We start from the raw sequence: 25,735 nt of genomic DNA on the forward strand, positions 1-25,735 counted from the left end.
TTGTGACTCATTAGTTCGAGAGACTCTGTCGGGCGACGGCTTGCGCCAATTGGGTGTTTCGGACAGCGAGATCGACGCGAGGGTGAAGGTCACTCGAACTTTTCCGTGCCACCGTCGATCTCGAGGCAAACTCATCGCGGCACGGACGATCCTCCCGAGCTGGCTCATGGCAATGGACTGCGATTGCTGTTCGACCCTAATCGGCCGGCGCCGGCGGATTCGCCCCCTCAGAAGACCCAGGTGAGCCAGCCTTTACTCGATCTTGACCGCTTGTTGAATCGTCCTACCGACGATTGCGGACGTGACTAGTCTTCTAGAGGTGGAACTGGGGGTTTTGGGACCTCTCCAGGTCCGGCGAGCTGGCGCGCCGGTCACGATTCCGGGCGCCAAACCCCGCGCGATCCTCACCATGCTTGGGCTGCACGTCGGTTCGGTCGTGTCGGCCGACACGCTCGTCGAGCTGCTCTGGGGCGAGGATCCCCCGCGAACGGCCGCCAAGGCCCTGCAGACCCATATCTCCTCGCTGCGCCGCACCCTGGGCGACGGCTTCGTCCTGACGGAGGGCGCGGGTTGGACCCTGGCCGAGAGCGAGATTGACGCCTCGCGCTACAAATCGGCCGCACGACGGGGACGCGACGCCGCCGCCGCCGGCGACACCGGCCAGGCGGTAGCCCGCTTCGAGGAGGCGCTCGAGCTCTGGCGCGGCATCCCTGAGCTGCCCGACGGCCGCCGCGGAACATCGGAAAAGACGCGGTGGATCGAGGGCCACGCCGCGCTGGTCGAGGACCGGGCCGATGCGCTGCTCGCGACGGGCCGCGCCGCCGAGATCATCGGCGAGCTCGAGGCCGCCGTGGCCGACGCGCCGCTGCGCGAAAGGCGCTGGGCCCAGCTGATGCTCGCCCTCTACCGCGCCGGCCGGCAAGGTGAGGCCCTGGGCGCCTACCAACGGGCGCGGACCCTGCTGGCCGACGAACTGGGCGTCGATCCCGGGCCGGAGCTGCGCCGGCTGGAGGCCGCGATCGTGGCGCAGGACGCGGCGCTGGAAACACCTGGCGCGCAAAATGTTCCGTCGGTGACCCGCGCCGTGACCTTCCTGCTGACCGACATCGAGGGGTCGACCGCCGCATGGGAGGCGGACGCGGGCGCGATGGGGGTCGCGCTCGCACGCCACGACGAGCTCGTCGAACAGGTGGTCACGTCCCGCGGCGGGCGGCTGATCAAGACCCGCGGTGAGGGCGATGCCACGTTCTCGGTGTTCGAGCGGCCGTCCGCTGCTGCCGCCGCCGCTCTGGAGCTGCAGGACGCGATCACGCACGAGCCGTGGGCACTGCGGGAGCCCATGCGCGTCCGCGTGGCATTGCACACCGGGGAGGCCGAGTTCCGCGACGGCGACTACTTCGGAAGGGCGGTCAACCGCGCCGCGCGGCTGCGGTCGCTGGCGGCGGGCGGACAGATCCTGTGCTCAGGCGCGACCGCCGAGCTCGTGATCGACTCCCTGCCCGACGATGTCGCGCTCGCCGACCTCGGCACGCGCCAGCTGCGCAACCTCGCACGCCCCGAGCACGTCTTCGAGCTGCGGCTGGAGACCGCGGAAGATCACGGTGCGGAAGTCCCCGGCGAGGCGCCTCTGGAACGCCCGGGCCTGCCCGCGGTGCTGGCCGGCCCCGGGCCGTTCGTCGGTCGCGGGCAAGAGCTCGAGCGGCTTTTTTCCGCATGGCAGACGGCGCTCGCGGGCGGCACGAACGCCGTATTGATCGCCGGCGAACCGGGTGTCGGCAAGACGCGACTGGCCGGCGAATGGTCGCGACAGGCCTACGACCAAGGCGCCCTTGTCATTTACGGCCGCTGCGACGAGGACCTCGGTGCGCCATACCAACCGTTCGCGGAAGCCCTGCGTTCGCTGGTGCCGTGCCTTGGTAGCAGTCGGCTTCGTGAGCTGCGGGGCGTGGAAGCGCTCCTCCCCCTGGTTCCCGGGCTGACCGATGTCCTACCCGACCTGGCCACGCCGACCCGCGCCGACCCTGACACCGAACGCTACGCACTCTTCGACGCCGTCGTTGCGCTGCTGGGTGTCGCGTCAGCGAGTGCGCCCGTCGTCCTGATACTCGACGATCTGCACTGGGCGGCGAAACCGACGCTGCTCCTGTTGCGGCATCTGCTGCGTTTCGGAGAGCGGGCCCGAGTACAGATCATTGGCACCTATCGCAGCACCGACCTCGACCGCTCGCACCCCCTTTCGGCCATGCTCGCGGACCTCCACCGTGACGGCACCGCGAACCGCCTTCAGCTCAGCGGGCTCGACGAGGACGACGTGAGCGCCTACGTTGCCGAGGCCGGCTACAACGACGAGGAGCTGGCCCGGGCATTGGCATCCGTCACGGGGGGCAACCCGTTCTTCCTCATCGAGGCCCTGCGCCACGTCGAGGAAAGCGGTGGCCGCTGGGACCCGAGCACTCTGCCCCAGGGGGTCCGGGAGGCGGTGAGCCGACGCCTTTCTCGCCTGTCTCCGGAGACGAACAAGGCCCTTGCCGCGGCCGCAGTGGTTGGTAGTCGGTTCGCCTTGGAGCTGGTCGAACGCGTGGTTGGGGACGACCTGGTCGACCCTTTCGACGAGGCCTGCAAGGCCGGCATTGTGATCGAAGAGCCCGGCGGTCGTTACCGGTTCAACCACGCCCTCGTCCGACAGTCGCTGCTCGCAGAGCTGCCCTCGGTGCGACGGATGCGGCTGCACCAGCGCATCGCGACGACGCTGGAGAACGAGCCCGGCGCCGACGATGAGTTGCTCGCCGAGCTGGCCCACCACTACTTCGAATGTGCTTGGGCCGGAAACGCGGTCAAGGCCGTCGAGTACTGCCGGCGTGCGGCAGACCAGGCGATGGCGCGCCTCGCGTACGAGGGCGCGGCCGACCTTTACGATCGGGCGCTGCATGCTCTGGAGGAGATTGACGACGAGTTGCCCGACCGCGACGATCAGATCGCCGAGCTGCTGATCGCGCGCTGCGAGGCCCTGCTGGCCGCAGGTGACGTGGCTTCCGCGGCTGGTGCGGTCTCTCAATTACAAAGCGCCACCGTCGATTCGGCGCGGCTCGCGGCCTGGGCGACGTGCTTCGACGGACAGCTGTCGATGCTGACCGATCCGGAGCGGTTGGACGAGATCGAGACCGCGGTCGGTACGGCCGCCGCCACGCTGGCCCAGTTAGGTGATGCCGCAGGGGAAGCCACGGCGCACACCGTCCGTGCCGGATGCCTCGCCCGCCTCGGGAGAATCGGCGACTGCGAAATTGCCCTGGACGACGCCCTGACCGCGGCGCGCCGGGCACGCGAACACCGCAGGGTGAACGCGGTCTTGGCGAACGCGCCCCTCGCGGCGCTCTGGGGACCCAACCCCGTTCCGCGCGCGGGCGGGCGGTGCCTTGATGTGGTACGACTGCTGCGAATCACGACCGACTCGCCTGCGGTCGAGGCGACGTCGACGCGGTGCCAGGCCGTGTTGGAGGCCTTCCGAGGACGCGCCGCGGCGGCCCGGCGGATGATCGACTCGGCCCGGCGCACGGTTACCGAGCTCGGCCTCCGTCACGCCCTCCTCGAGGTCGAGCAGTTCGCTGGCATCGTCGAGCTGGTCGTCGACGATCCTGCCGCCGCCGAGCCACATCTGCGTAAGGCCTGCAACGGCTTTCGCCGCATGGGCCTGGACGCCGACACCGCCGAAACTGCCGCGCTGCTGGGCCGCGCGTGTCTGTTGCTCGATCGAGAGGCCGAAGCCGACGAATTGTGTACGGAGAGTGAACGTCTCGCCGGGCATGCGCTGAAAGCATCGATCGCGTGGCGAACGCTGCGGGCGCGTCTGTTGTCGCGTGCCGGGCATCACGGCGAGGCTCGGCGCGTCGCCGAGGAAGCCGTCAGCCTGGCCGAACGGACCGACGCTTTGGTCGATCACGGGGACGCGTGCCTTTCCCTGGCGACGGTTCTGGGCGTTGGCGGTGATGCGGCGGGTGCGCGCGCCGCAGCCGAGCGCGCCCTCGGTCTGTACGAGCGGAAAGGCGCTGCGGCGCTTGCCGAGAAGGCGCGTGGCATTCTCGGTGAACGCGGCCGGCCGACCACCCTCTCTCCGCCTGAACCGCCCACGGTCGAGCTGGACAATGCGTGCGTGCGTGCGGGAGAGCACATGATCGATGCCATTGCTCGCCAAGCCTGGGACGAAATCGCGCAGCTGTATTCACCCAACGCAGTCATAGAGAGTCGCCGGAAGATAGTCGGGTTTGCTCGGTTCACGTCTGGCGACTGGGTACCAGCGCAAAGGCCCCTTGTCGAAGCCGGCGACATGCGGATCAGCCAAACGGTTATCGCCGTGCGAGGCAACCTGCTGACTCTGTCCCGACTCAGGGTAGAGAGCGCCGACCTGAGCCCAGGAGCGCCGTATGACGAATTTCTCTCCCTCTACGGCATCGACGAGGAAGGCCGATTTGACCTGCAGGTGTGGTTCGACGTCGACGACATGGATGCCGCGGTCACCGAACTCGACGTCGCGCACGCACGGTTTGGGGAGGAGCAGCCGAGTGCGCCGCGGTTGGAAAATGCGGCGACCAGAGCTTACGAGCGCGTCCCGCCGGTGGCCGAGGCTCCCCCAGAACCTCCGAGCGTCGAAATAGACAACGCCGCCGTGCGAGTGGGCGAACGCGTGATGGCCGCGGTTCACCGCGGGGCCTGGGACGAGGTCGAGCAGCTTTTCGCACCCGATATCTCGATCGAAAATCGCCGGAAGGTCGTCGGTCTTACGCTGCCATCCGAGGAGTGGCGACGTGGGTGGAGGCGCGAAGTCGAGACGAGCGGCATGCGGGTCAAACACGTCATGGTCGCGGCGCGAGGCGAGCGCCTGGCGCTCGCTCGAATGCAGGCCGGCACCGAAGACGTGGGCCCTGGGGCCCCGTACGATGAATTGCTTCACCTGTATGCCATCGACGAACAGGGTCGGGTCGCACTGCAAATGTTCTTCGACGTCGAAGACATGGACGCGGCGCTCGCGGAACTCGATGCCGCGGCCGCCCGGTTCGAAGCAGCACATCCTCGATCACCACTCGAGAATGCCGCGAGTCGAGCCGACGATCGGATCATTGCGCTGTTCGCCAGCCGCTGCTGGGAAGAGTTGGGCGCACTGTTAGCCGACGAAATCCGAGTCGATGACCGTCGGCGTGGATTCGGCCGAGAGAGCAACGACCGCGCAACAGAGGTCGCGAATTTGCGGGCGATCGCCGACCTTGGCGCAGTAAGGATCGACGCAACACCGCTTGCGATACGAGGTGATCGCCTGTGTCTGAATCGCCTACGGTTTGAGGGGCAAGATGCCCGGTCAGAGGCACAAGGTGCCGACGAGCTGTTGGTTGAGGCACTGTCGATCACCCAGGTCGACGCTGACGGTCTGATCCTTGCAAGGACACATTTCGACTCCGACGACTTCGATGCCGCGATCAAGGAACTCGACGCACGCTACTGCGCCGGTGAGGCAGCCGCATACTCGCGCACCTGGTCAGTAATTACAGGTGCCTACGCCGCGCTCAACCGACACGAGATCGCCGCAACAACAACAGACTTCGCCAGCATCGACCACCGCCGCGGGACGAAGTTTATGCCCGGTGACTTGGTCGCATATGTCCGTGCAACCTGGGAACTGGCACAGGACGGCAGCACCTATATCGAGGCCGTACACCAACTGGATAACCTCGGAGCGGTTGTCACTCATGTGACGCGCGGGACCTCGCGAGAGGGCTTCGAAGCCGAGTGGCGGGAAGCTTTCCTACTCGCGGTCCAAGGGGACTTACTCAGCCGCTGTGAACTTTTCGATGAATCAGACGTGGACACCGCAATCGCGCGGTTCGAACACCTCAGCCGGCCGACGCGGCGGCTGGAAAATGCGGCAAGCAAAGTGGCCGAACGCTTTCTAGAACGGTTCGCGGACCGCGACTGGGACGCCATGACAGAGATATTCGCGGACGACTTTGTCAGTGAGGACCGCCGTCGCGTGGTGGGCGCTGGTATCCGACACGGCCGAGATGTCGAAATCGCAAGCATCCGCGCCGGTTACGACCTCGGCGGGACGAACATGACGTCGACCACCATTGCGACCCGCGGCGCGCGCCTCATCCTCACACGTACGCGCCACTCGGGCCCAGACCAAGCGCCCGAGGGCTTCCTCGTCGATTCCCTCGCCGTCGTGGAAATCAACACCGACAATCGAATCGCGGCGCGCGTCGTGTTCGAGCCCGAGAACATGGACGCTGCCTTCCAGGAACTCGATACCCTGTACCTCGCCGGCGAAGCGGCCCCCCACGCACACACCTGGTCCGTCGTCTCGGCGGTATTTGCTGCGCTGAAGCGGCACGAGATGTCGCCGACGACATCGGATTTCGTGGACGTCGACCGACGACGGCTCGCGGTCGAAACCGGCGGTTTCGAGGCATACCTCCGTGCCATCTGGGACGTCACCGATTACGTCAGCGTGTACATCACCGCTGTGCATCGGTTGACCGAGCTCGGAGCGGTCGTCACCCACGCGTCGCACGCGACGTCCCACGAGGGCCTCAACGCCGAGTGGCAGAACGTCAATCTTCTGACTTTCGACGGTGATCTGCTCAGTCGCGTCGAGCTGTTCGACGAGGAAGACCTGGACGCTGCACTCACGAGGTTCGAACAGCTCACCCAACCGGCTCCGCGCCTGGAAAACACGGCAAGCCGAATGCTCGAGCGCTACTTTGCCCGCTTTGCCGCCCGCGACTGGGACGTCATGGCCGAAACGCTGACCGACGACTTTCTGACCGACGACCGTCGACGAGTGGTTAACGCGGGGGTTCGGCGCGGGCGGGACGCCGAGATCGCGAACATGCAGTCATTTGCCGACATTGGGATCGTAAACATCGCGCCGACCACGATCGCGACCCGTGGAGAGCGCCTCGTCCTCTGTCGTCACGATGTGTCTTTCCGCGACTGGGCCGAGGCTTACGACGTGATCAGCGTTGTCGAGATCACCGACACCCAGATTTCTGCCCACGTTATGTTCGACGCCAACGACATTGATGCCGCCATCGCCGAGCTCGATACCCGGTACCTCGCCGGCGAAGCGGCCGCCAACGGCCAGACATGGTCGGTCATCGCAGGGGCGTACGCCGCGGCCAACGAGCACGAACTCCGGTTGACACCGGACTGCATAACCATCGATCACCGCCGAACAAGAGCGTTCGCGCCCGGTGAACTGACCGAATACATGCGGGCCACCTGGGACCTCGCGCCGGGGGTAAGGACTCACGTCGAGGCCGTGCATCGGCTGAACAGCCTCGGAGCGGTCGTCACCCATGCCGCGCATGGAACTTCGAAAGAGGGCTTCGACGCCGAATGGCGGGAAGTTATTGTGCTCACCATCGACGGCGACCTTATCAACCGCTCCGAATTATTCGACGAGGCAGAGCTGGACGCCGCGCTCGCGAGATTCGAACAGCTCAGCCGGCCGGCACCGCGGCTTGACAACGCCGCAAGCCACGCGCTCGAGCAATGGTTAGCGCACTTCGCGACTCGCGACTGGGACGCGATGGCGGCGCTAGTTGCCGACGACTACTACGGCGACGATCGCCGTCCTGTTTTTGGCGCCGGAATCCAGCGCGGTGGGGATGTCATGGTCAGGCAGTTCAAGACCGCCGCCGACCTGGACGTCACGCGAGCGGCGTCAGACGTCGTCGCCACCCGCGGGAATCGCGTCGCCCTCACCCATACCCTCTTCTCGCGCATCGACGACGGACCCGATGCGTTCCGCGTGGACGTCCTATATGTAGTCGAGATCAATGCCGACGAGCGGATTTCGGCGCTGGTCGCATTCGACTCTAGTCAGTCCGAAGCCGCCATCCAGGAACTCGATGCGCGCTACCTCGCCGGCGAAGCGAGCGCCTATGCCCGCACGTGGTCGATCATCACGGGCGTTTACGCCGCGCTCAACAGACGTGAGATCGCAGCGACGACAGCTGACTTCGTGAGCATCGACCACCGCCGGGGACCAAAGTTCGCGCCCGGTGATCTCATCGCGTATGTCCGTGCCAGCTGGGATCTCGCACAGGACGGCCGTACGCATATCGAGACCGTGCATAGGCTGAACAACCTCGGTGCCGTTTTAACGCATGTGGTGCATGGAACTTCGCAAGACGGCTTCGAGGCCGAATGGCGGGAAGTCGTTCTGCTCACGGTCGACGACGACCTGATCAGGCGCTCTGAGATGTTCGACGAGTCAGACCTCGATACCGCGATCACGCGGTTCGAGCAACTGCACCCCTCGACACCGCAGCTGGAGAACACCGCAACGCGTGTATTCGAGCGCCTCTACGCGGACATTGCGGCCCACGAGTGGGACGCGGTGGGTCAAACGTCGGCCGAGAACGTTTCCGTCGACGATCGTCGGCGCGTGGTCAACGCCGGGGTCCGACTCGGTCGAGATGACGCGATCGAAGCCACCCAGGCGACCGTTGATATCGGCTTCACGATGACGGTGGTGGGCGCGCTGGCAACCCGCGGTGACCGCATCGCCCTTACGCGTGTCCGCGTTTCGGGCCGCGACCCCGAGGCGGTTCAAAACGACGCCCTCAGCATCGTCGAGATCGACGCCGATGACCGGATCGTGGCGATCGTCGTGTTCGACCTCGATGACACCGACGCAGCCTTCGCCGAACTCGACGCCCGCTACCTCACCGGCGAAGCGGCCGCCCACGCTCGCAGCTGGTCGGTGATCGCGGGTGTTTTCGTGGCGCACAACCGTCGCGAGCTCCCTGCGACGACACCGGATGCGGTGAGTATCGACCACCGCCGCGGGGCGGCGTTCGCGCCCGGTGAAGGTTTCGAATACATACGTGCGGGATGGGATCTCGACCAAAACCTCAACATCTACATCGAGACAGCACATCGGTTAAACGACCTGGGCGCGGTTTTCACTTGGACGGGACATGGGACTTCGCGCGAGGGCTTCGACGCCGAGTGGCGGGGCGTTACGCTGATGACGGTCGACGGCGAAATGCTCTCCCGCATGGAGGTATTCGACGAGGCGGACCTGGATTCCGCCCTCGCAAGGTTCGATCAGCTCAACCGGCCGGCACCGCAGCTGGAAAACGAGGCAAGCCGAGCGTACGAGCGCTTCCGCACGTACTTCGCCGCACGCGACTGGGCCGCAATGGCGGAGCTACTGACCGCCGATACGTCGGTCGACGACCATCGACGGGTCGTCAACGCCGAAACCCGGCGTGGTCGGGATGTCGAAATCGCAAACATGCGCGCCTTCGCCGACATCGGGGCAAAGACAAGTACGGCCACGGTTATTGCCACACGAGGCGAACGCCTTGTCCTGTGCCGCACGTGTATCTCGAGCGAAGACAACCACGCTGAGGGATTCCGCATCGAGATGCTCATTATCGTCGAGACCTCCCCCGACAAACGGATACTGGCACGCGCCGCATATGACCCAGAAGACATCGAAGCCGCCTTCGCCGAGCTCGATGCTAGGTATCTCACCGGGGAGGCGGCGGCTCACGCACGCACGTGGTCTGTCCTCTTGCAGGCCTACGCCGCACTCAATAAGCATGAAATGCCTTCGACGACGCCAGATTGGGTGAACATTGACCACCGCCGAGGAGCATCGTTCGCGTCCGGTGAAATGCCTGCGTTACTTGACGCCGCGTGGAACCTCACGACTGACCTCAGGCATTCCATCGAGGCTGTGCATCGGCTGAACGATCTCGGAGCCGTCGTCACCAACACATCGCATGAGACCTCGCACGATGGCTTCGACGCCGAGTGGAGGGTGATCACCATTGGGACGGTGGAAGGCGACATGCTCAGCCGCACCGAGGTATTCGACGAGGCTGACCTGGACGTCGCGCTCGCGAGGTTCGACGAACTCACCCAACAGGCGCCACGGCTGGAGAACGTTGCGACGCGGGTGTGGGAGCGCCTCTACTCGTACATGGCGGCCGGCGACTGGCACGCCGTCACTCAATTAACGTGCGAGAACGCCTCCGTCGACGATCGCCGGCGAGTGGTGAACGCCGGGATCCTGCACGGTCGAGATGCCAATATCAAAGCTGCGCAGGCGACGGTTGAGGTCGGCTTCACGATGACGATGGTGGGCGTCCTGGCAATCCGCGGGACGCGCCTTGCGCTCACACGTGTTCGCGTCTCGGGCCGTGAACCCGAGGCGATTCAAAACGATTCTCTCAGCATCGTCGAGATCGACGCCGACGAGCGAATCGTGGGGGTTGTCGTGTTGGATCTCGACGCCACCAACGCAGCCGTCGCGGAGCTCGACGCACGATACCTCGCCGGCGAAGCAGCCCCGCATGCGCACACATGGACGCTCGTCGCGGGCCTTTACGCCACACTCAACCGACACGAGCTTCCCCAGACGACGCCCGACTTCGTTGACATCGACCATCGGCGGCTGGCAGCGTTCGCTCCGGGCGACATGGTCGAATTCGCCCGTACCGCCTTTGATCAACTTCCGGACATCTCCTTCCGCATCGAAGCCGTGCACCGGCTGAGCAACCTCGGAGCGGTCGTCACTCAAGCGCTGCGTGGGACCTCGCGAGAGGGCTTCGAGGCGGAGTGGCGCGAGATTCACCTCACGATGGTCGACGGCGACCAGTTCAGCCACAGCGAGATCTTCGACGAGGCCGATCTCGAGGCCGCGCTCGCGCGGTTCGAGGAACTGCACGCGCCACGACTGGCAAACGCGGCTAGCCGAATGTACGTCCGCTTCAACACGTACCTCGCGGCGCGCGACTGGGACGCCATGGCGGAGATGATCACCGACGATATTTTGAGTGACGATCGACGGCGGGTGGTAAGCGCCGGCATCCAACGCGGTCGGGATGCCCAAACTGCGAATCTGCGGGCCATTGTCGATGTCGGGGTCAAGAACTTCGAGTCCTCGGTCATCGCGACCCGGGGCGAGCGCCTCGTGCTGACCCGTGCTCGCGTATCGGGCGACGAGCGGCCCGAGGCATTCGGCTCCGAGCTGCTGAGCGTCATTGAGATTGACACCGACAATCGGATCGCGGCGGGAATCCTGTTCGACCTCGACGACATCGATGCCGCCTTCGAAGAACTCGAGGTCCGATACCTCGCCGGCGAAGCGGCCGCCCACGCGCAAACGTGGTCGCTGATCACTCGGGCCTGTGCAGCGTTCAACCACCACGAACTTCCCGCGACGACGCCAGATTCCATTTACATCGATCATCGACCGGTCGTAACGATCGAGGCGGTCGATCTAGACGAATTTACCCGTGCGACTCGGGATCTCGCTCCCGGCGTCCGCATCCATATCGAGGCCGTGCACAGCCTGCGCGACCTCGGAGCGGTCGTCACCCTAACCGCAAGCGGAATTTCGCAGAACGGCTTCGACGCCGAGTGGCGGATGGTTGACATGTTCACGGTCGACGGTGACCTGATCAGTCGCAACGAGCTATTCGACGAGGCCGACCTCGACGCCGCGCTGGAGCGGTTCGATGAGCTGAGTCGGCCGGCGCTGAAAAACCCGGCAAGCGAAGCTTACGAGCGCATTTGTAGATACTTGGACGCCCGCGACTGGGACGCCGTCGCCGATTTGTGCACGGAAGACGTCACCGTCGATGACCGTCGGCGGGTGGTGAACGCCGGGCTCAGAACCGGTCGAGATGCCGCCGTGGCAGATTTGCAGGTGGCCGCCCAGATTGGCTTCACATATAAGATGTTGAACGTCATAGCAACTCGTGGCGGGCGACTTGCCCTTATGCGTGTGCGAGCGTCGGGTCGCGACCCGGATACGATTGCAAACGACGCCCCCAACGTCGTCGAGCTCGATTCCGATGGACGAATCTCGGCTGCCGTCGTGTTCGATCTGGAAGACATCGATGCGGCGTTCGCGGAACTAGATGCCCGGTACCTCGCCGGCGAAGCGGCCGCGTACTCGCGCACGTGGTCGGTGATTGCAGGGGGCCACGCCGGGTTCAATGGGCAAGAAGCTGCCGCGACGACGCCGGATGTGGTTTACATCGATCGTCGACCGGTCGTGTCACTCGAAGGGGTCGAACTATCCGCCGCTCAGCGCGCCGTGTGGGATCTCACGCCGAACGCCACGGGCTACGTCGAGGTGGTGCATCGGCTGAGCGAACTCGGAACCGTCATCACACAGGCGGTGACGGGTACCTCGCGAGAGGGCTTTACCGCCGAGTGGCGGATGATCGCCGTCTGCATGGTCGAAGGTGACCTGCTTTGCCGCTACGAAGTGTTCGATGAGGCAGACCTCGACGCCGCGCTCGCCCGCTTTGACGAACTGCAACCCCAAGCACGGCTCGTGGAAAACGCGGCAAGCCAAGTAGTTCAACGATTTTGGACCTGTCTCGCGACCCGTGACTGGGAAGCGATGGCCGAGACAATGGCCGACGATTTTTCATCCCATGACCACCGCCGGGTTGTGAACGCGGGTGTTCTGCGTGGCCGTGATGTCAATATCGCAAACATGCGAGCGGTCGACGAGGTCGGGTTCGAGGGCCTGACGTCGACAGTCATCGCCACCCGCGGGGAGCGACTCGCCCTCAGCCGTATTCGGTCCTCAGCCGAGGGCCTTGAAGCCGGCGAGATCAGCGCGGAGATGCTTGGCGTGTTTGAGATCGACGCCGACAACCGGCTCACCGGCGGTGGCATATTCGACGCCGAGGACATCGACGCCGCCTTCGCCGAACTCGATAGCCGTTACCTCGCAGGCGAAGCGGGCGCCCACGCGCAGACTTGGTCGGCCATCGCACGAGCCTGCGCGAGGTTCAACCGGCACGAACTTCCCGCGACGACGCCGGACTGGGTCACCGTCGATCATCGGCCCGTCGCCACGTTTGAGGCGGGTGATCTGGCCGCATTCCTCAGTGCCACATGGGACCTCATGCCGCATGCCAGCATCTACATCGAGGCGGTGCACCGGCTGAATAACCTCGGAGCAGTCGTCACCCATGCGGTGCAAGGGATCTCGCAACAGGGCTCCCACGTCGAGTGGCGGCAGATCGGCATTCTGACGGTGGACGGCGAACGGCTCAGCCGCAGCGAAATCTTCGATGAGGCAGACCTCGACGCCGTCCTCGCCCGATTTGAGGAACTCCAACCGCAGGCGCCGCGGCTGGAAAACGCGGCAACCCGAATCATCGCGCGGTACCAGGCGTGCTTCACGGCACGCGATTGGGCCGCCATGGCGGAGCTACTGGCCGACGACATCGTCGCGGACGATCGCCGTCATGTCGTCAACGCGGGGGTTCGGCGTGGCCGAGATGTGCACATCGCGGACAATGAAGCCACCGTCGAGGTCAGCGCGCCGACCTTTTCTTCGAGCGTCATCGCGACCCGCGGGGCGCGCCTCGCCCTCGCCCACGTCCGTACCTTCAACCGCGGCATGACCGGCGAGGTGGGTGCCGAGGCGCTCGGTATCGCCGAGATCGACGTGGACGAACGGATCGTGGCAATGGTCATGTTCGACCCGGACGACACCGACGCTGCCTTCGAGGAACTCGATACTCGGTACCTCGCCGGCGAAGCGGCTGCGTACGCGCACACGTGGTCGGTTATCGCCCCGATCTGCGCGGCGTTCAATCGGAAAGAACTTTTCGCGACAACTCCAGACCCGATTTACATCGATCATCGACCGCTCGTATCGATCGAGGGGGCTGATCTTGCCGCATCTATCCGTGCCGTGTGGGACCTCACTTCGAAGGCCACCGTCCGCATCGAGGCCGTGCATCAGCTGAGCGAACGCGGAGCCGTCTTCACCGAGGTCCTGAACATGACCTCGCGAGAGGGCTTCGACGCGGAAATGCGGATGATCATGATGTTCACAGTCGAAGGCGACCTAATCAGCGGCGTCGAGGTGTTCGACGAGGAAAACCTGGGCGCCGCGCTCACCCACTTTGAGGAATTGCAACCGCAGACCCCACGGCCGGAGAACGCCGCGAGCCAAGCGGCTGAGCGCTTCTTTGCATACTTGGCGACCCACAACTGGGCGCCGATGGCCGACATCCTGGCCGACGACAGTTTCAGCGATGATCGCCGTCGCGTGGTGAACGCCGGGCTCTGGCAAAGCCGCGACATTGTGATCGCAAAATTGCGTGAGACCACCGACTACGGTGTCGCGATCGCAATTTCAGGAATCATCGCTACCCGGGGGCGGCGCCTCGTCCTCAGTTGTGTCCGATGGTCAGCCAACGACGAGGGGCCAGAGGCGTTCCCCAGTGAGGCGCTGTGCGTCACCGAGATCGAGGCCGACAATCGGATCGCGGCCATCATCATGTTCGACCCGGACGATACCGACGCCGCATTCGAGGAACTCGATGCCCGCTACCTCGCCGGCGAAGCGGCTACCCACGCACACACATTGGGGCTAGTCACACGCGCATACGCAGCGCTCAACAGACGCCAACTCCCCGAGGCGGCCGCCGACTGGGTGAATATCGATCACCGCCGACTCGCACCAATCCCGGCCGGTGGTCTGAGCGCATACCTCCTCGCGACATGGGATCTCTCACCGCAATCCGGCATCCGGATCGAGGCTGTGCATCGGTTGAGCAAGGTAGGAGCTGTCGTCACCCAGGTTGTGAAAGGGACCTCACACCACGGTTTTGAGGCCGAGTGGCGCACCATCGACCTTTCGATCTACGACGGCGACAAAATCAAACGGACGGAGCTGTTCGACGAGGATGATCTCGACGCAGCTCTGGCGAGATTCGACGAGCTCAATCGGCCACCACCACTTGAGAACAAGGCCACACGTACATGGTCTCGCATGGCCGACGCAACCAACCACCGCGACATGGAGGGTTTCCTGGCCCTGACCGCTGCGGACCTGCGATATGAAGACCGACGAAAAGGCCTGCGCGATGAATTCCGTGGCCCAGCACGGCAAAAGGCCGTGCAAGCGATGTTCGATTCCATACCAATCAGCGTGCGGGTGACGGCAGACCCTATCGCAATCAGGGGATCTCGCCTTTCGCTGATCCATGTCTGTTACCGCGACACCGATTACTCCGATCGCCCGGTCACCGTCGAGTTCTTGCAAGTCGCGGAAGTCGACGACGACGGCCTGATGCGCTATGGCGTGAGCTTCGATACCGACGAGGTCGATGCAGCCTTCGAGGAACTCAATTCGCGCTACCTCGCCGGCGAAGCGGCCGCCCACTCGCACACGTGGTCGGCTATCGTTCGCATCTTCGCCGCGTTCAACCGGCATGAACTGTATCCGACAACGGCTGATTGGGTGAACGCCGACCACAGGCAAGGGATAGCGTTTGCGCCCGGCGGCATGACCGCGTATCTCCGTGCAGGGATGGATCTAACCCCCGACACCCCCACCTACATCGAGACTGTGCATCGGCTGAGCGACTTTGGAGTCGTCCTCACCCACGTGATGAAGGGAACCTCGCAAGAAGGCTTCGACGCCGAGTGGCGCGAGATCGGCATTCTGACGGTAGATGGCGAGCTGATCAGCCGCTGCGAACTGTTCGACGAGGCAGACATCGACGCCGCGCTCGCCAGGTTCGACGAGCTCAATCGGCCTGGCTAGCGACGCCTGGCGATCGCCGAAACGGCCCTGCGCCGCACCACCAAGACGAGAGCTAAGGCCACCACGGCCAGCACTGGTATCCACGGGATGAGGAATCCGACAGCCATCACGACGCCGTGGACAGCGAAGAGCAGCGACTGCCACCCGTGCTGGAGTGCGTTCAGGAAACCTGGCTGAGGAACCGCCGCCGGTTTGGTCGAGAGGCTGACGTTGATCGTCGCGTAGGAAACCTGGTCGCCAAGCGTGGCACGCTGCGCCCGCAGCGAGTCCAACTCGGCTTGTCGCTGGGTCAGCGATGACTCCGCCGCGAGCAGGTCGGCGACGTTCCCGGCCCGGCCCATCAGTTGCAGCAGTCGATTGACCGAGGTCTGCAACGCCTCGATGCGGGCATCGAGGTCGACGCGCTGCGACGTCACGTCGTTGTGCCCGATCGACATCGAGTCGACGGTCCCCAGTTTCTTGGCGTCTGCCAGAACACCATCGAGTTTGTCGGCGGGAACGCGCAACACGAGATCCACTGTCGGCGAGGAAGATCCTGATCGCTCCGATCGCGAGTCCACTCGCCCGCTGGCATCGGTGACCGCGGCGACGAGCCGGTCGGCCGCCTGGGCAGGCTCGGAGACGATCATCTGCATCGAGCCCGTCGTGATGATGTCGCGTTTGAAGGTGGCGTCCGCGGGCGCCTGCGGTGGTGGCGGTGCTTCCGGTAGCGAGACGGTGTTCTCGGGGACGCCGGCCCTCGTCCCGGACGTCTGGCCCGCGGCGCCCCTATCCTCTGATGCTGGAATCTTGCCGTTCACAATGCCGTCGGCCGTCGGGGCGGGGTGACCGTCCCGACTAGCCGACCACGTCCAGCCACCGCCGATGAGCAGCGCACCGACCACCGCCGCCGCAATCACGTTGCGCAGCTTGACGGTTCGTGCCTGTGATTGCCCCGACGCCGGCGCCCTCGTGGACGGTGCGGGTTGGCTCGGCATCACGGCGGCCCCGGCCAACGGCGGTGGGGGGAGGGCCGCTGCAAACACGGCATGGTCTGGCGCCCGGACCGGCTCCCAGCCGGCCGGCGCCTCGACGGGTTGCATCACGCGGTGCGGCACTTCACCGTCGGCAACGACGCGGCTGTCCACCGCAACGAACGCCGTAAACCTGCACAACACACCAAACCGCAACGACGTCTCGACAATTCGCTTCTCCAAGTCCTCCGTGGGGGCCGAAGCATAGCGGTCCTCGAGATCACGTAGATGGGCGCGGGCCCACTGCGCCGTAACGGCCGGGGCGTCAACGCGCCGTCCGGCGACGGTGACTGACGAGTCCCCGCCCTCCCCCGTCGTGCCGCGCAGCGTCAGGGAACCGGACGCGCTCCCCCGGTACCGCCCGCTCACGACGAGCGGCACCCCCGGGAACAGGTCGGGCAGCCGAGCGGGGGTCACGGTGTCCTCGATGACTGCCAGCCCCTCCGCGCGCAGCGACAGCGAGTGCGCAAGCGGCGCGCCGATGCGGCGGTGGATGGCGTCCATCGCCTCGTCGAGGCGGTCCTCGCTTTCCACCAGCTCGCAGCGTCCGCCCCCGACACTGGCCAGGCGCCAAAGGAATCCGGCGTTGACGGCCTGGTCGACACCGACCGCGTGCACGCGCACCCGGTGCAGGTCGCCGGAAAGCTCGTGTAGGAGTTGGTCCTCGTTGCCGACCTGGCCGTCGGTGACGAGGACGACGACGGCGTCCCGCGCTTCGCCGTTGCGCGACCCGCCCAGCAACGCGAGGGCCTGCCGCAACGGCGCGACCATCTCGGTGCCGCCGCGCGCGTCGACGCGGGACAGATGCTCGACGGCGCGGTACCGGTGCTTATCGCTGGCCTCGACCAGCCCGTCGGGCAGCCCCGCGGTTCCGTCGATCCGATCGTCAAATGTCAGTACCGCGAACCGATCTCCGGTGGTGAGCGTGTCGACGATGCGCGCCGCGGCACGGCGGGCCGCCACCATCTTCCAGCCGGCCATACTGCCGGAGCGGTCGAGCACCAGCACCAGGTCGCGCGGGCGCGGCGGCGCGCTGGACGCCGGCGGCAACACGGTCAGCTGATAGGTTCCCTCGTCGCCCTCCGAATCGGGCACCAGCACAAGCGAATCGGTGACGTCGTCGACGCCGTACCGCAGCCGCAGGACAAAATCCCGGTTGGCCCGCTCACCGGGGTGTACCCGTATCCGCCCGTCGTCGCTGGAAACGGCGTGCAGGCTCGAACGCACCTCGGACAGCGTGAGACCGGCGGGGTCGATGCCGACCTCGATGGACAGCGGAACCGGGTGTGGGAAACCGGGCAGCAGCACGGGTGGCGTGATGCGCGACGCGTCGGGCACCGCGTCGGTGTCGTCGGCATGCCCGTCGCCGACCGCGATGTCCGCGAGCGCGCGGCCCGGAATGTACCGCGGCGCAACCACAAGCGGGAAGCGGAACGTCGCCTCGCCGTCCGCATAGGCCAGGGGGATGACGAGCGTCAGGGCGATGCTGACCCGTTCGCCGGGCAGGATATTGCCGACACGCATGGTGAAAACATCCGGCCGCTCCTCCTCGGCGATGGACGCGCGCCGGCCCGACGCGATGGCGTCGTCGTAGGCCTGGCGGGCGGCCTCCCGCTCCCTCAGCTCGGCCTCGACGACCCGCCCGTCGGCCGTCATCTGCATCCGCGTGAGCGCCCCTCGATCTGGCAGCGGGAACACGTAGCTGGCCTCCAGGGGTACGTCAAAGGCATTGACGAAGTCCTGCGTCAGCTCGACCAGGCTGGTGAGCCCGGTGATCTCGGCGCGTACGTCGATGCGCTCCAGCGGTAGGTTGCCGCGCTCGGTGCTCAGAGCGCCAAACCCGGCCTCGTCGTCCGGGGCGGCCACCCGATCGGTTTCGGCGTCGCTCATCGACGTGATGCGGACGGTCATGAGGGGCTCCGTTCATCAGGGGTCAGCAGGCCACGCTCGGCCAGCAGTTCGAGCAGCGGCCGGGCGGCCGCACGGATGGCGTCGATGTCGTCGTCGTCGGGTCTGCCGCCGCCCCCCGATCCGGTCGGCAGCAGCAACAGCGCTCCGCCCGGCAGGCTCACGGCCGCCAGCTTCGTGACACTGTCAGCGCCGTCGCCGTTGGCCACCGGTTCGGCGGCGGCGGGTGGCTCGGCCCAGAAGCGCTGTCGGCGAACGGGAGTCCGCACCGGCTCCGCCGGCTCCGTCGCCTCCGCCGCGATGAGTTCATCGGGCACGGCGGCGACTTTGCGCAGCGTCTCGTCCGTCGCGCCGGCGAACTCGGCCTGGATGTCGGCGAGCGAGCGGCCCTCGGCCTGGCGCCGTTTCACCGCAACAATCTGCAGCAGGTGCCGCGGGCCGTAAAGCGCCGTACGTCCTTGCGTGGTCGGCCGGTCGACGAGACCGGTCGTCGTGTACCACCGGACAGCTCGCCGATCGGGCAGCCCCCGGACCCGCCCGTTGGGCGCGCCCGGATACGCGGGATCGGCCAGCCCGGCGGCCACCCGCCGAACCAGCTCGTCCAGCGTCCAGGACGCCACGTCGGCCATAAGTCGATATTGACACTGTCACGATGACACTGTCAAGGTTTTGGCTACAGCTCGATTACCGATGCAGCGAAAACGCGTCTGCCGGATCAAGACGTGAATACGCTTCATCCGCACAGGGACAAGGGAGGAACGGCGTGTCGCTTCTGATCGTGGCCCCGGAGTTGTTGACGTCGGCCGCCGCGGATTTGGAGAGCATCGGCTCGTCGGTGAGCGCGGCGCATCTGGCGGCCGCCGTTCCGACGACGGGGATGGCGGCAGCTGCCGCCGACGAGGTCTCGCAAGCGGTGGCGGCGCTATTCGCCGCCTGCGGGCAGGAGTATCAGGCGCTCAGCGCCCGGGCCGGCGCGTTTCAACAGCAGTTTGCGCAGGCTCTCAACACGGCGGCCGGCTCGTATGTCGCCGCGGACGAAGCGGGCGCGTCACTGCTTAATGCGGTCAACGCGTCCGCCGAGGCGGTGTTGGGCCGCCCGCTGATCGGCGTCGGAGGTGCCGCCGGGACGGGCGTGGCCGACGCGGCGATCAACGACCTGAACCTGCTCGCCCAGCGCGAGTTCGGCATCTACAACTTTCGCGACTGGCGCGGATGGGCCGCGTTTTTGTTGGACTACACGTGGGGCTTCGAGGGCACGGCACTGGGCTACGGCGTGCAAGCCCTCAATGCGTTCACGCCCAACGGGGGCGGCTACGACGCCGCCTTCAGCGCGCTGGTGGGTTCCCACGTCTACCGTGGCGGCATCGGGCTGCCCGGCTTTGCCACCACGATGGGCAACGTCACCACCCATCTCGGAACCGGTCCGGGTGCCAACGACGTCATGGTCAACCACGAAGAGGTCCACGTCTGGCAGAGCAGGCTCTTCGGCCCGCTGTTCCAAACCAGTTACGCCGCTTGGGCGGTCGGCGGCTACTTCGTGGGGACGGGCTACTGGTTACTGCACCCGAACCTGGACTGGTTCAGCCTGGTCGAGACGGCGTCGTATTACGACAATCCTTGGGAGGTATGGGCCTACGCCAACGACAACAACTGGCCGCCGCCCGGCGCGAACCCGGCGCTGCTGTGGCCGGCCTGGACCGACCCCGTCCTGCTCTCACCGATCTGGATGGAGCCGATCAAGCCGTTCCTGTAGCCGGTCGCTCAATCCCGTTGGAATACCAATCAGTTCACGCCGCCTGCACAAGCGCTTCCGCCCCAACAGCGGTCTTGGCCGCGCGCCGCGCGGCGGGCGTGCGCACATAGGCGAACCACGTGATCACCGCACACAGCACGTAGAAGCCCAGAAATACCCAGAACGCCGTCGTCGCCGATTTCGCCGGCGAGAGGTATGACGCGCGCAGCACGACGTTGATGCCGACGCCGCCGAGCGCGCCGATGGCCCCGGCGATTCCGATCAGCGCGCCCGACATCCGGCGCGACCAGTCGGCCTTCTCCCCCGGGCTGAGACCGTCGAGGCTCTGCGCCTTGGCGTCGAAGATCGACGGAATCATCTTGTATACCGACCCATTTCCGATCCCGGACAGGATGAACAGCGCGACGAACCCCGCAACATAGGCGAGCAGCACGCCGCCGGAGGGGGCGCGATGTTTGGCGTCGCCCATCGCGCCGAACGCCACCAGCCAGCCGGCCGCAGCGATCATCGTGGCGAAGGTGTACAGCGTGACCTTGCTGCCGCCGATGCGATCGGACAGCCAGCCGCCGACCGGCCGCACGATCGAACCCAGCAGAGGCCCGATGAACGCGATCTGCGCCGCATGCAACGCCGCCTGCGCCGTCATGGCCGGGGTCACTTTGGCGCCGTGACTGAGGTTGGCCAGAAAGCTGATTTGCAGAACCTGACCGAACGCGAACGAGAAGCCGATGAACGATCCGAACGTGCCGATGTAGAGCACGGCGATCAGCCACGAATCGCGGTATGCCATCACGTCGATCATCGAGCGGCCGTTGGTGCGCTGGTTGGTCAGGTTGTCCATGAACAGCGCGGCGCCAACCGCCGCGACGGACAGGAGCACCAAATACACCGCGCACACCCAGTGCGGGGAACGGTTGCCCGCGGTCGCGATCACCAACAGTCCGACGACTTGGATCATCGCGACGCCGATGTTTCCGCCACCGGCGTTCAGACCCAGCGCCCACCCCTTGAGCCGCTGGGGATAGAAGGCATTGATGTTGGTCATCGACGACGCGAAGTTGCCCCCGCCCAGCCCGGCGACCGCCGCCACGACCATGAACGTGGTGTAGGACGTGTGCGGGTGGGCCATGAAATACAGCGTCAACGCCGTTGGGATCACGAGCACTATCGCGGAGAACACGGTCCAGTTTCGTCCGCCAAATGTTGCGGTCGCGAACGTGTAGGGCAGGCGCAGAATCGCTCCGACCAGCGTCGGCATCGCGACCAGAAAGAACTTTCCGGCGGCATCGATGTGGTAGACGCTCTGGGGCATGAATAGGACCATCACCGACCAGATCGACCAGACCGAAAACCCGACGTGCTCGGCGAAGATGGACCAGATCAGGTTGCGGCGCGCGATCTTCGCTCCGCCGTTGTTCCAGGCGTCGACGTCTTCGGCGTCCCAGTCATCGATCGTGTGTTGGCGCGTCAGTAGCGGCATGCGAGCACCGTAGGAAAGTGTTGTTGCGGCAAGGCTTGCCCGCGATGACCTACTTGCTACAAGCCAATCACAAACCGGCACTCGGGCCCTGTGAGGTAGATGGCGGATCGACCCGTGCCCCTGCGGACTTTGCGGGTCCCGGCTGCGGTGGACCGGGACGAAATGCCAAGCGGTGCAGGGACAGACGAAAATTATTGTGGGCGTTGCTGTCAGCGACGCGACGGCTGCCGGTTGGTGCTGCGCCGGCGTCCCAGCAGCACGCAGAACAAGGCGAGCCCCGCCAGCAGCGGGTGAACGATGCGGTCGCGCATGTCGACCGGCACCACGCCCATCAGGTCCGTGCCATGAAATGCCTCAAGCCCGGTCGCCACGGCATAGACGAGTCCGACCGTCAGCGCTGCCGCGGAGGCGGCTCGGGGGTATGCGATACCGACCGCGAGCACGACGACCATCGCCAGCTGCCAGACCGATCGCCAGCCGTCTCCGGGCAGGTTGAAACTGGCCCCCGCCACCAGCGTTGAGGTGGCGCGCACCCCGAGAAATAGCCCAACAACGACGCAGTACCAGCGCGGTGCGCTCGTCGTGCCCGTCCAGCCAGAGCTCATCGGGAGCTCCTTTCAAATCCGTTACTGCCACGGCGGCAGTAACGGATTTGACTATACTGCCACTGTGGCAGTAACGGGAGTGGCGAGTGGCCGGGACTCCGGTCCCCCGCGACGGCGCCGTCGCGCTCCAGCGGAGGCCCGCCGCGAAATCCTCGAGGCGGCGGCCGCGTTGCTGGCCGAGCAGCCTGCCCACGCGGTCAGCGTGGCCGCGATCATGGATCGAACCACGCTGTCGCGCAAGTCCTTTTATGTCTATTTCCGCGACCGCGCCGAACTGATCGGCGCACTGGTGCGGCCCCTGCGGCTCGAGGCGGACGCGGCCCTGGCCCAATGGCGCCGGGCTGAGGATCCGGTCGCGGCCGGGCGTGAGGCGCTGCTGAGCGCGGCGCACACCTACCGCCGGCACGGGTCAATTCTGCGTGCGGTGTTCTGGTCGTCGGGCACTGATCCCGAGGTGGCCGCGGCCCGCTCGGCGCTGATCGACCCGGTAATCGACGTCGCCGAAGCGATCATTGACGGCGCGAACAGCAAGCTTGACGATCCCCGCGCGGTCGCGACGGCGCTGGTGACCATGAACGTTCACCGGCTGCTGACGTTGACGCCCGACACCTCCGACGCGGAAATGCATGCGCTCGTAGATACATTGGCCACGATCTGGGAACGTGCGCTTTATTCAGGCAACGGTTAGCCCGGCCCGGATCAGCGCGTCGACGCTCGACGCCGTGGCGGGCGATGCGCCGCTTGCACGTCGGCGTTGGCCAGCGTCTGCGCCTGAGCGGCCAACGTCGACGCCCTGTTGGCATGCGCGATTGCCTCGGGTTCGTTCGTCGTTTCCTTGCCGTGCGCCGCGTGCAAATGCCGTTGCGCCTCTTCCAACCGGCGCTGCGCCTCGGTGCCGACGCTCTGGCGGTGCCTGCCCACGTAGTCGGTGATCTGGCGCATCCTGGCGTCCGCGGTGGACAAGGCTTGCGCCAACGAGCTCGCTTCGATGCTCGCCTGCCCGTCGCCGGCGTCGACCCGCTGCACGGCGCGCCGGCGCCGACGACGGCGATAGAGCACGAGAACCACCACGACGACGATCACAGCGACGATGACGCCGATCGCGATCAGCAGCCAGATCCGTTTGGACGAGCTTGGCGCTTTGTTCAACCCGTCAGCCGCGGCGACGGCGGCACCGCGCCAGTCTTTCGCGTTCACCGCTGGTTCAATCTTGTTGCTGCGCAAGCTGTTCAGCTCGGCCGCCGTGAGGCCCTCCATGTTCGGCGGGGCGGTGAACGCGTACAGCTTGGTGTTCGTTGCCACCGCAAGCAGGGCGTCGTAGTCGCCCATCGCGCTCGTGCTGCGGGTTCGGTCGGCCCAGTTCTCGGGCTTGAACCTAGAAAAGTTGTCGACGTAGACCACCCACAGTTGAATGTGCCGATCGCGGTATAGCCGGTCGATCGCCGAGCTGACCGCCGCCCGGTCCGAGTCCGTCAGCGCCCCCGTGTTGTCGGTGATGTGCTCGGTGAGCCTGGACGGCGGCTGCGCCACGACGGGCGTCGCCCACAGCAGCCCCGCCGTGAGGATCGTCAGGACCACACCGAACAGGCGAACAGCGCGCATACCGGTAATTTAGCCCGCCGCCGGCCGCCGCCCGGCGGGTCGCCACCGCGCCAAGCGCCGACCGCACCATCACCTGCCGTCGGCGACCGGCGTTCAATGCACTAATTTTCCTCGGGTGACGTTCTCAGCTACTGGCGCAGTCGCGCGCTGGATCGCCCCTCTCCTAACGGTTGCGACGGTTGCCGGAATCGGTTTTCTCGGGGACCGGGCCCCGGCGGTGCGGTTGGTCGATGACGCCAATCCGTTGGCCGGCATGCCCTTTCACGTCAATCCGAACTCGGCAGCCATGCGTGCGGCACAGCATGCCGATCCGCCGAGTTCCGAATTGACCGCCATCGCCAACACGCCGCAGACGTACTGGATCGTCCCGGGCTCGTCCGCGTCGACGGTCGCGAAGTACACCGGCGACGCGGCGGCCGCCGGCGCCATCCCGGTCCTGGCGATCTACGGAATTCCGCACCGCGACTGCGGCAGCTTCGCCGCGGGCGGCATGGCGACGGCCGACGACTACCGCGGCTGGATCGACGGGATCGCATCCCAGGTGGGTGGTACGCGGACGGCGATCATCCTCGAGCCCGACGCGCTGGCCATGGCCGACTGCCTGTCGGCCGACCAGCGCCAGGAACGCTACGACTTGATTCGCTATGCCGTCGACACGCTGACGCGCAGTCCGGCGACGGCCGTGTACGTCGACGGTGGTCACTTGCGCTGGCACAGCGCCGAGGACATGGCCGCCCGGCTCAACAAGGTCGATGTCGCCCGCGCGCGGGGTTTCAGCCTCAACACCGCCAACTTCTACACCACCGGGGACGAAATCGGTTACGGAGAAGCGATTTCGGGGCTGACGAACGGTTCGCACTACGTGATCGACACGTCGCGCAACGGCGCCGGGCCGGCGCCCGACTCCGGGCTCAACTGGTGCAACCCCAGCGGCCGCGGGCTCGGCGCTCCCCCGACCACCGCGACCGCGGGCGCGCACGCCGACGCCTATCTGTGGATCAAACGTCCCGGCGAGTCCGACGGAACATGCGACAAAGGTGATCCCCCGGCGGGCACCTTCGTGAGCCAGTACGCCATCGATCTGGCCCACGCGGCGGGCTCATAAGCGCGTCTCGTCGAGCGGTCATCGCAGCCGCGTGGCGCAAAGAAACCCCACCTCTATACGGAAATACCTGGGCTATACAGACCCGGGTCTTGTTAAATACAGTTTGCCGGTTCGAGTCACCCCGATGACGTTGAGGGGAGCCGCAGATGTCGAGTTACTTGATCGCAGCACCGGAGGCGTTGGCCGCGGCCTCGGCGGATTTGAACGGAATCGGGGAGGCGATCAAAGAGGCTACGGCGTCGTGGGCCCCGCCGACCACGGGGATTGCGCCGGCTGCTGCCGACGAGGTGTCCGCCGCGATTGCGCGGCTGTTCGGCAACTACGCGCAGACGTATCAGACGTTAGGCGCCCAAGCGGTCGCGTTTCAGCAGCAGTTCATGCAGGCCCTGAGCGGCGGCGCCGGCACATACGCGGCCGCTGAGGCCACCAGCGCAGCGATCCTCGGGCTCCCCGGCCTGCGGGCCGTGGAGCGGAACCTGCTGGACACGTTCAATGCCTACGCACTGACGTTTACCGGCCGGCCGCTGATCGGCAACGGCGCCAACGCCGCCCCCGGAACCAGCGGCGCCGGAGGGCCCGGCGGCTGGTTGCTCGGTTCCGGCGGGGCCGGCGGTTCCGGGGCGGCCGGTAACGCCGGCGGACCTGGCGGGCCCGCGGGGCTGATCGGCACGGGT

At 66.1% G+C, this 25,735-nt stretch carries 10 protein-coding genes; 5 read left to right on the forward strand and 5 right to left on the reverse strand.

The window, feature by feature from the left end; translation table 11 throughout:
- Positions 1–319 precede the first annotated feature (319 nt).
- The gene (locus N415_RS11715) at positions 320–15,595 is read left to right on the forward strand and encodes a BTAD domain-containing putative transcriptional regulator (RefSeq protein ID WP_068181303.1); all 15,276 of its coding nucleotides are present in this window, start codon (positions 320–322) and stop codon (positions 15,593–15,595) included.
- Here N415_RS11715 and N415_RS11720 read toward each other — a convergent pair.
- Together N415_RS11720 and N415_RS11725 are read right to left on the reverse strand one after the other, a co-directional pair.
- Positions 15,592–18,519 carry a DUF4349 domain-containing protein gene (locus tag N415_RS11720; RefSeq protein WP_068181306.1) on the reverse strand — a complete coding sequence of 976 codons (2,928 nt, stop codon included), beginning with the start codon at positions 18,517–18,519 and terminating at the stop codon, positions 15,592–15,594. The genes N415_RS11715 and N415_RS11720 overlap by 4 nt on opposite strands.
- Positions 18,516–19,145, reverse strand: a complete 630-nt coding sequence (locus N415_RS11725) for a MerR family transcriptional regulator (protein ID WP_068181309.1) — start codon at positions 19,143–19,145, stop codon at positions 18,516–18,518. The genes N415_RS11720 and N415_RS11725 overlap by 4 nt, the downstream gene beginning before the upstream one ends.
- A 134-nt stretch (positions 19,146–19,279) precedes the next feature.
- Here N415_RS11725 and N415_RS11730 point away from each other — a divergent pair, with 134 nt between their 5' ends.
- The gene (locus N415_RS11730) at positions 19,280–20,269 is read left to right on the forward strand and encodes a PE family protein (RefSeq protein WP_068181312.1); all 990 of its coding nucleotides are present in this window, start codon (positions 19,280–19,282) and stop codon (positions 20,267–20,269) included.
- 34 nt (positions 20,270–20,303) lie between these two features.
- Here the strand turns inward: N415_RS11730 and N415_RS11735 are convergent, their stop codons facing one another.
- On the reverse strand, positions 20,304–21,749 hold the full coding sequence (locus N415_RS11735; protein ID WP_068181315.1) for a nitrate/nitrite transporter: 1,446 nt from the start codon (positions 21,747–21,749) through the stop codon (positions 20,304–20,306).
- Positions 21,750–21,958: 209 nt separating this feature from the next.
- Positions 21,959–22,354, reverse strand: coding sequence for a hypothetical protein (locus N415_RS11740; protein WP_152531334.1), 396 nt, complete (start codon positions 22,352–22,354; stop codon positions 21,959–21,961).
- Positions 22,355–22,433: 79 nt separating this feature from the next.
- Here N415_RS11740 and N415_RS11745 point away from each other — a divergent pair, with 79 nt between their 5' ends.
- On the forward strand, positions 22,434–23,042 hold the full coding sequence (locus N415_RS11745) for a TetR/AcrR family transcriptional regulator (RefSeq protein ID WP_068181324.1): 609 nt from the start codon (positions 22,434–22,436) through the stop codon (positions 23,040–23,042).
- Between the two features lie 11 nt (positions 23,043–23,053).
- Here the strand turns inward: N415_RS11745 and N415_RS11750 are convergent, their stop codons facing one another.
- Positions 23,054–23,956, reverse strand: coding sequence for a TPM domain-containing protein (locus N415_RS11750; RefSeq protein ID WP_068181326.1), 903 nt, complete (start codon positions 23,954–23,956; stop codon positions 23,054–23,056).
- 115 nt (positions 23,957–24,071) lie between these two features.
- On the opposite strand from N415_RS11750, the gene N415_RS11755 reads away from it, so the two are divergent.
- Entirely contained in the window at positions 24,072–25,061 is a 990-nt protein-coding gene (locus N415_RS11755) for a glycoside hydrolase family 6 protein (protein ID WP_068181329.1), read from the forward strand.
- A gap of 146 nt (positions 25,062–25,207) precedes the next feature.
- Positions 25,208–25,735, forward strand: a 528-nt coding sequence (locus N415_RS33215) for a PE family protein (protein WP_152531335.1), incomplete at its 3' end; no start/stop codon positions are given.

Source organism: Mycobacterium sp. UM_CSW (assembly GCF_000455205.1).
Classification (GTDB): Bacteria; Actinomycetota; Actinomycetes; order Mycobacteriales; family Mycobacteriaceae; genus Mycobacterium.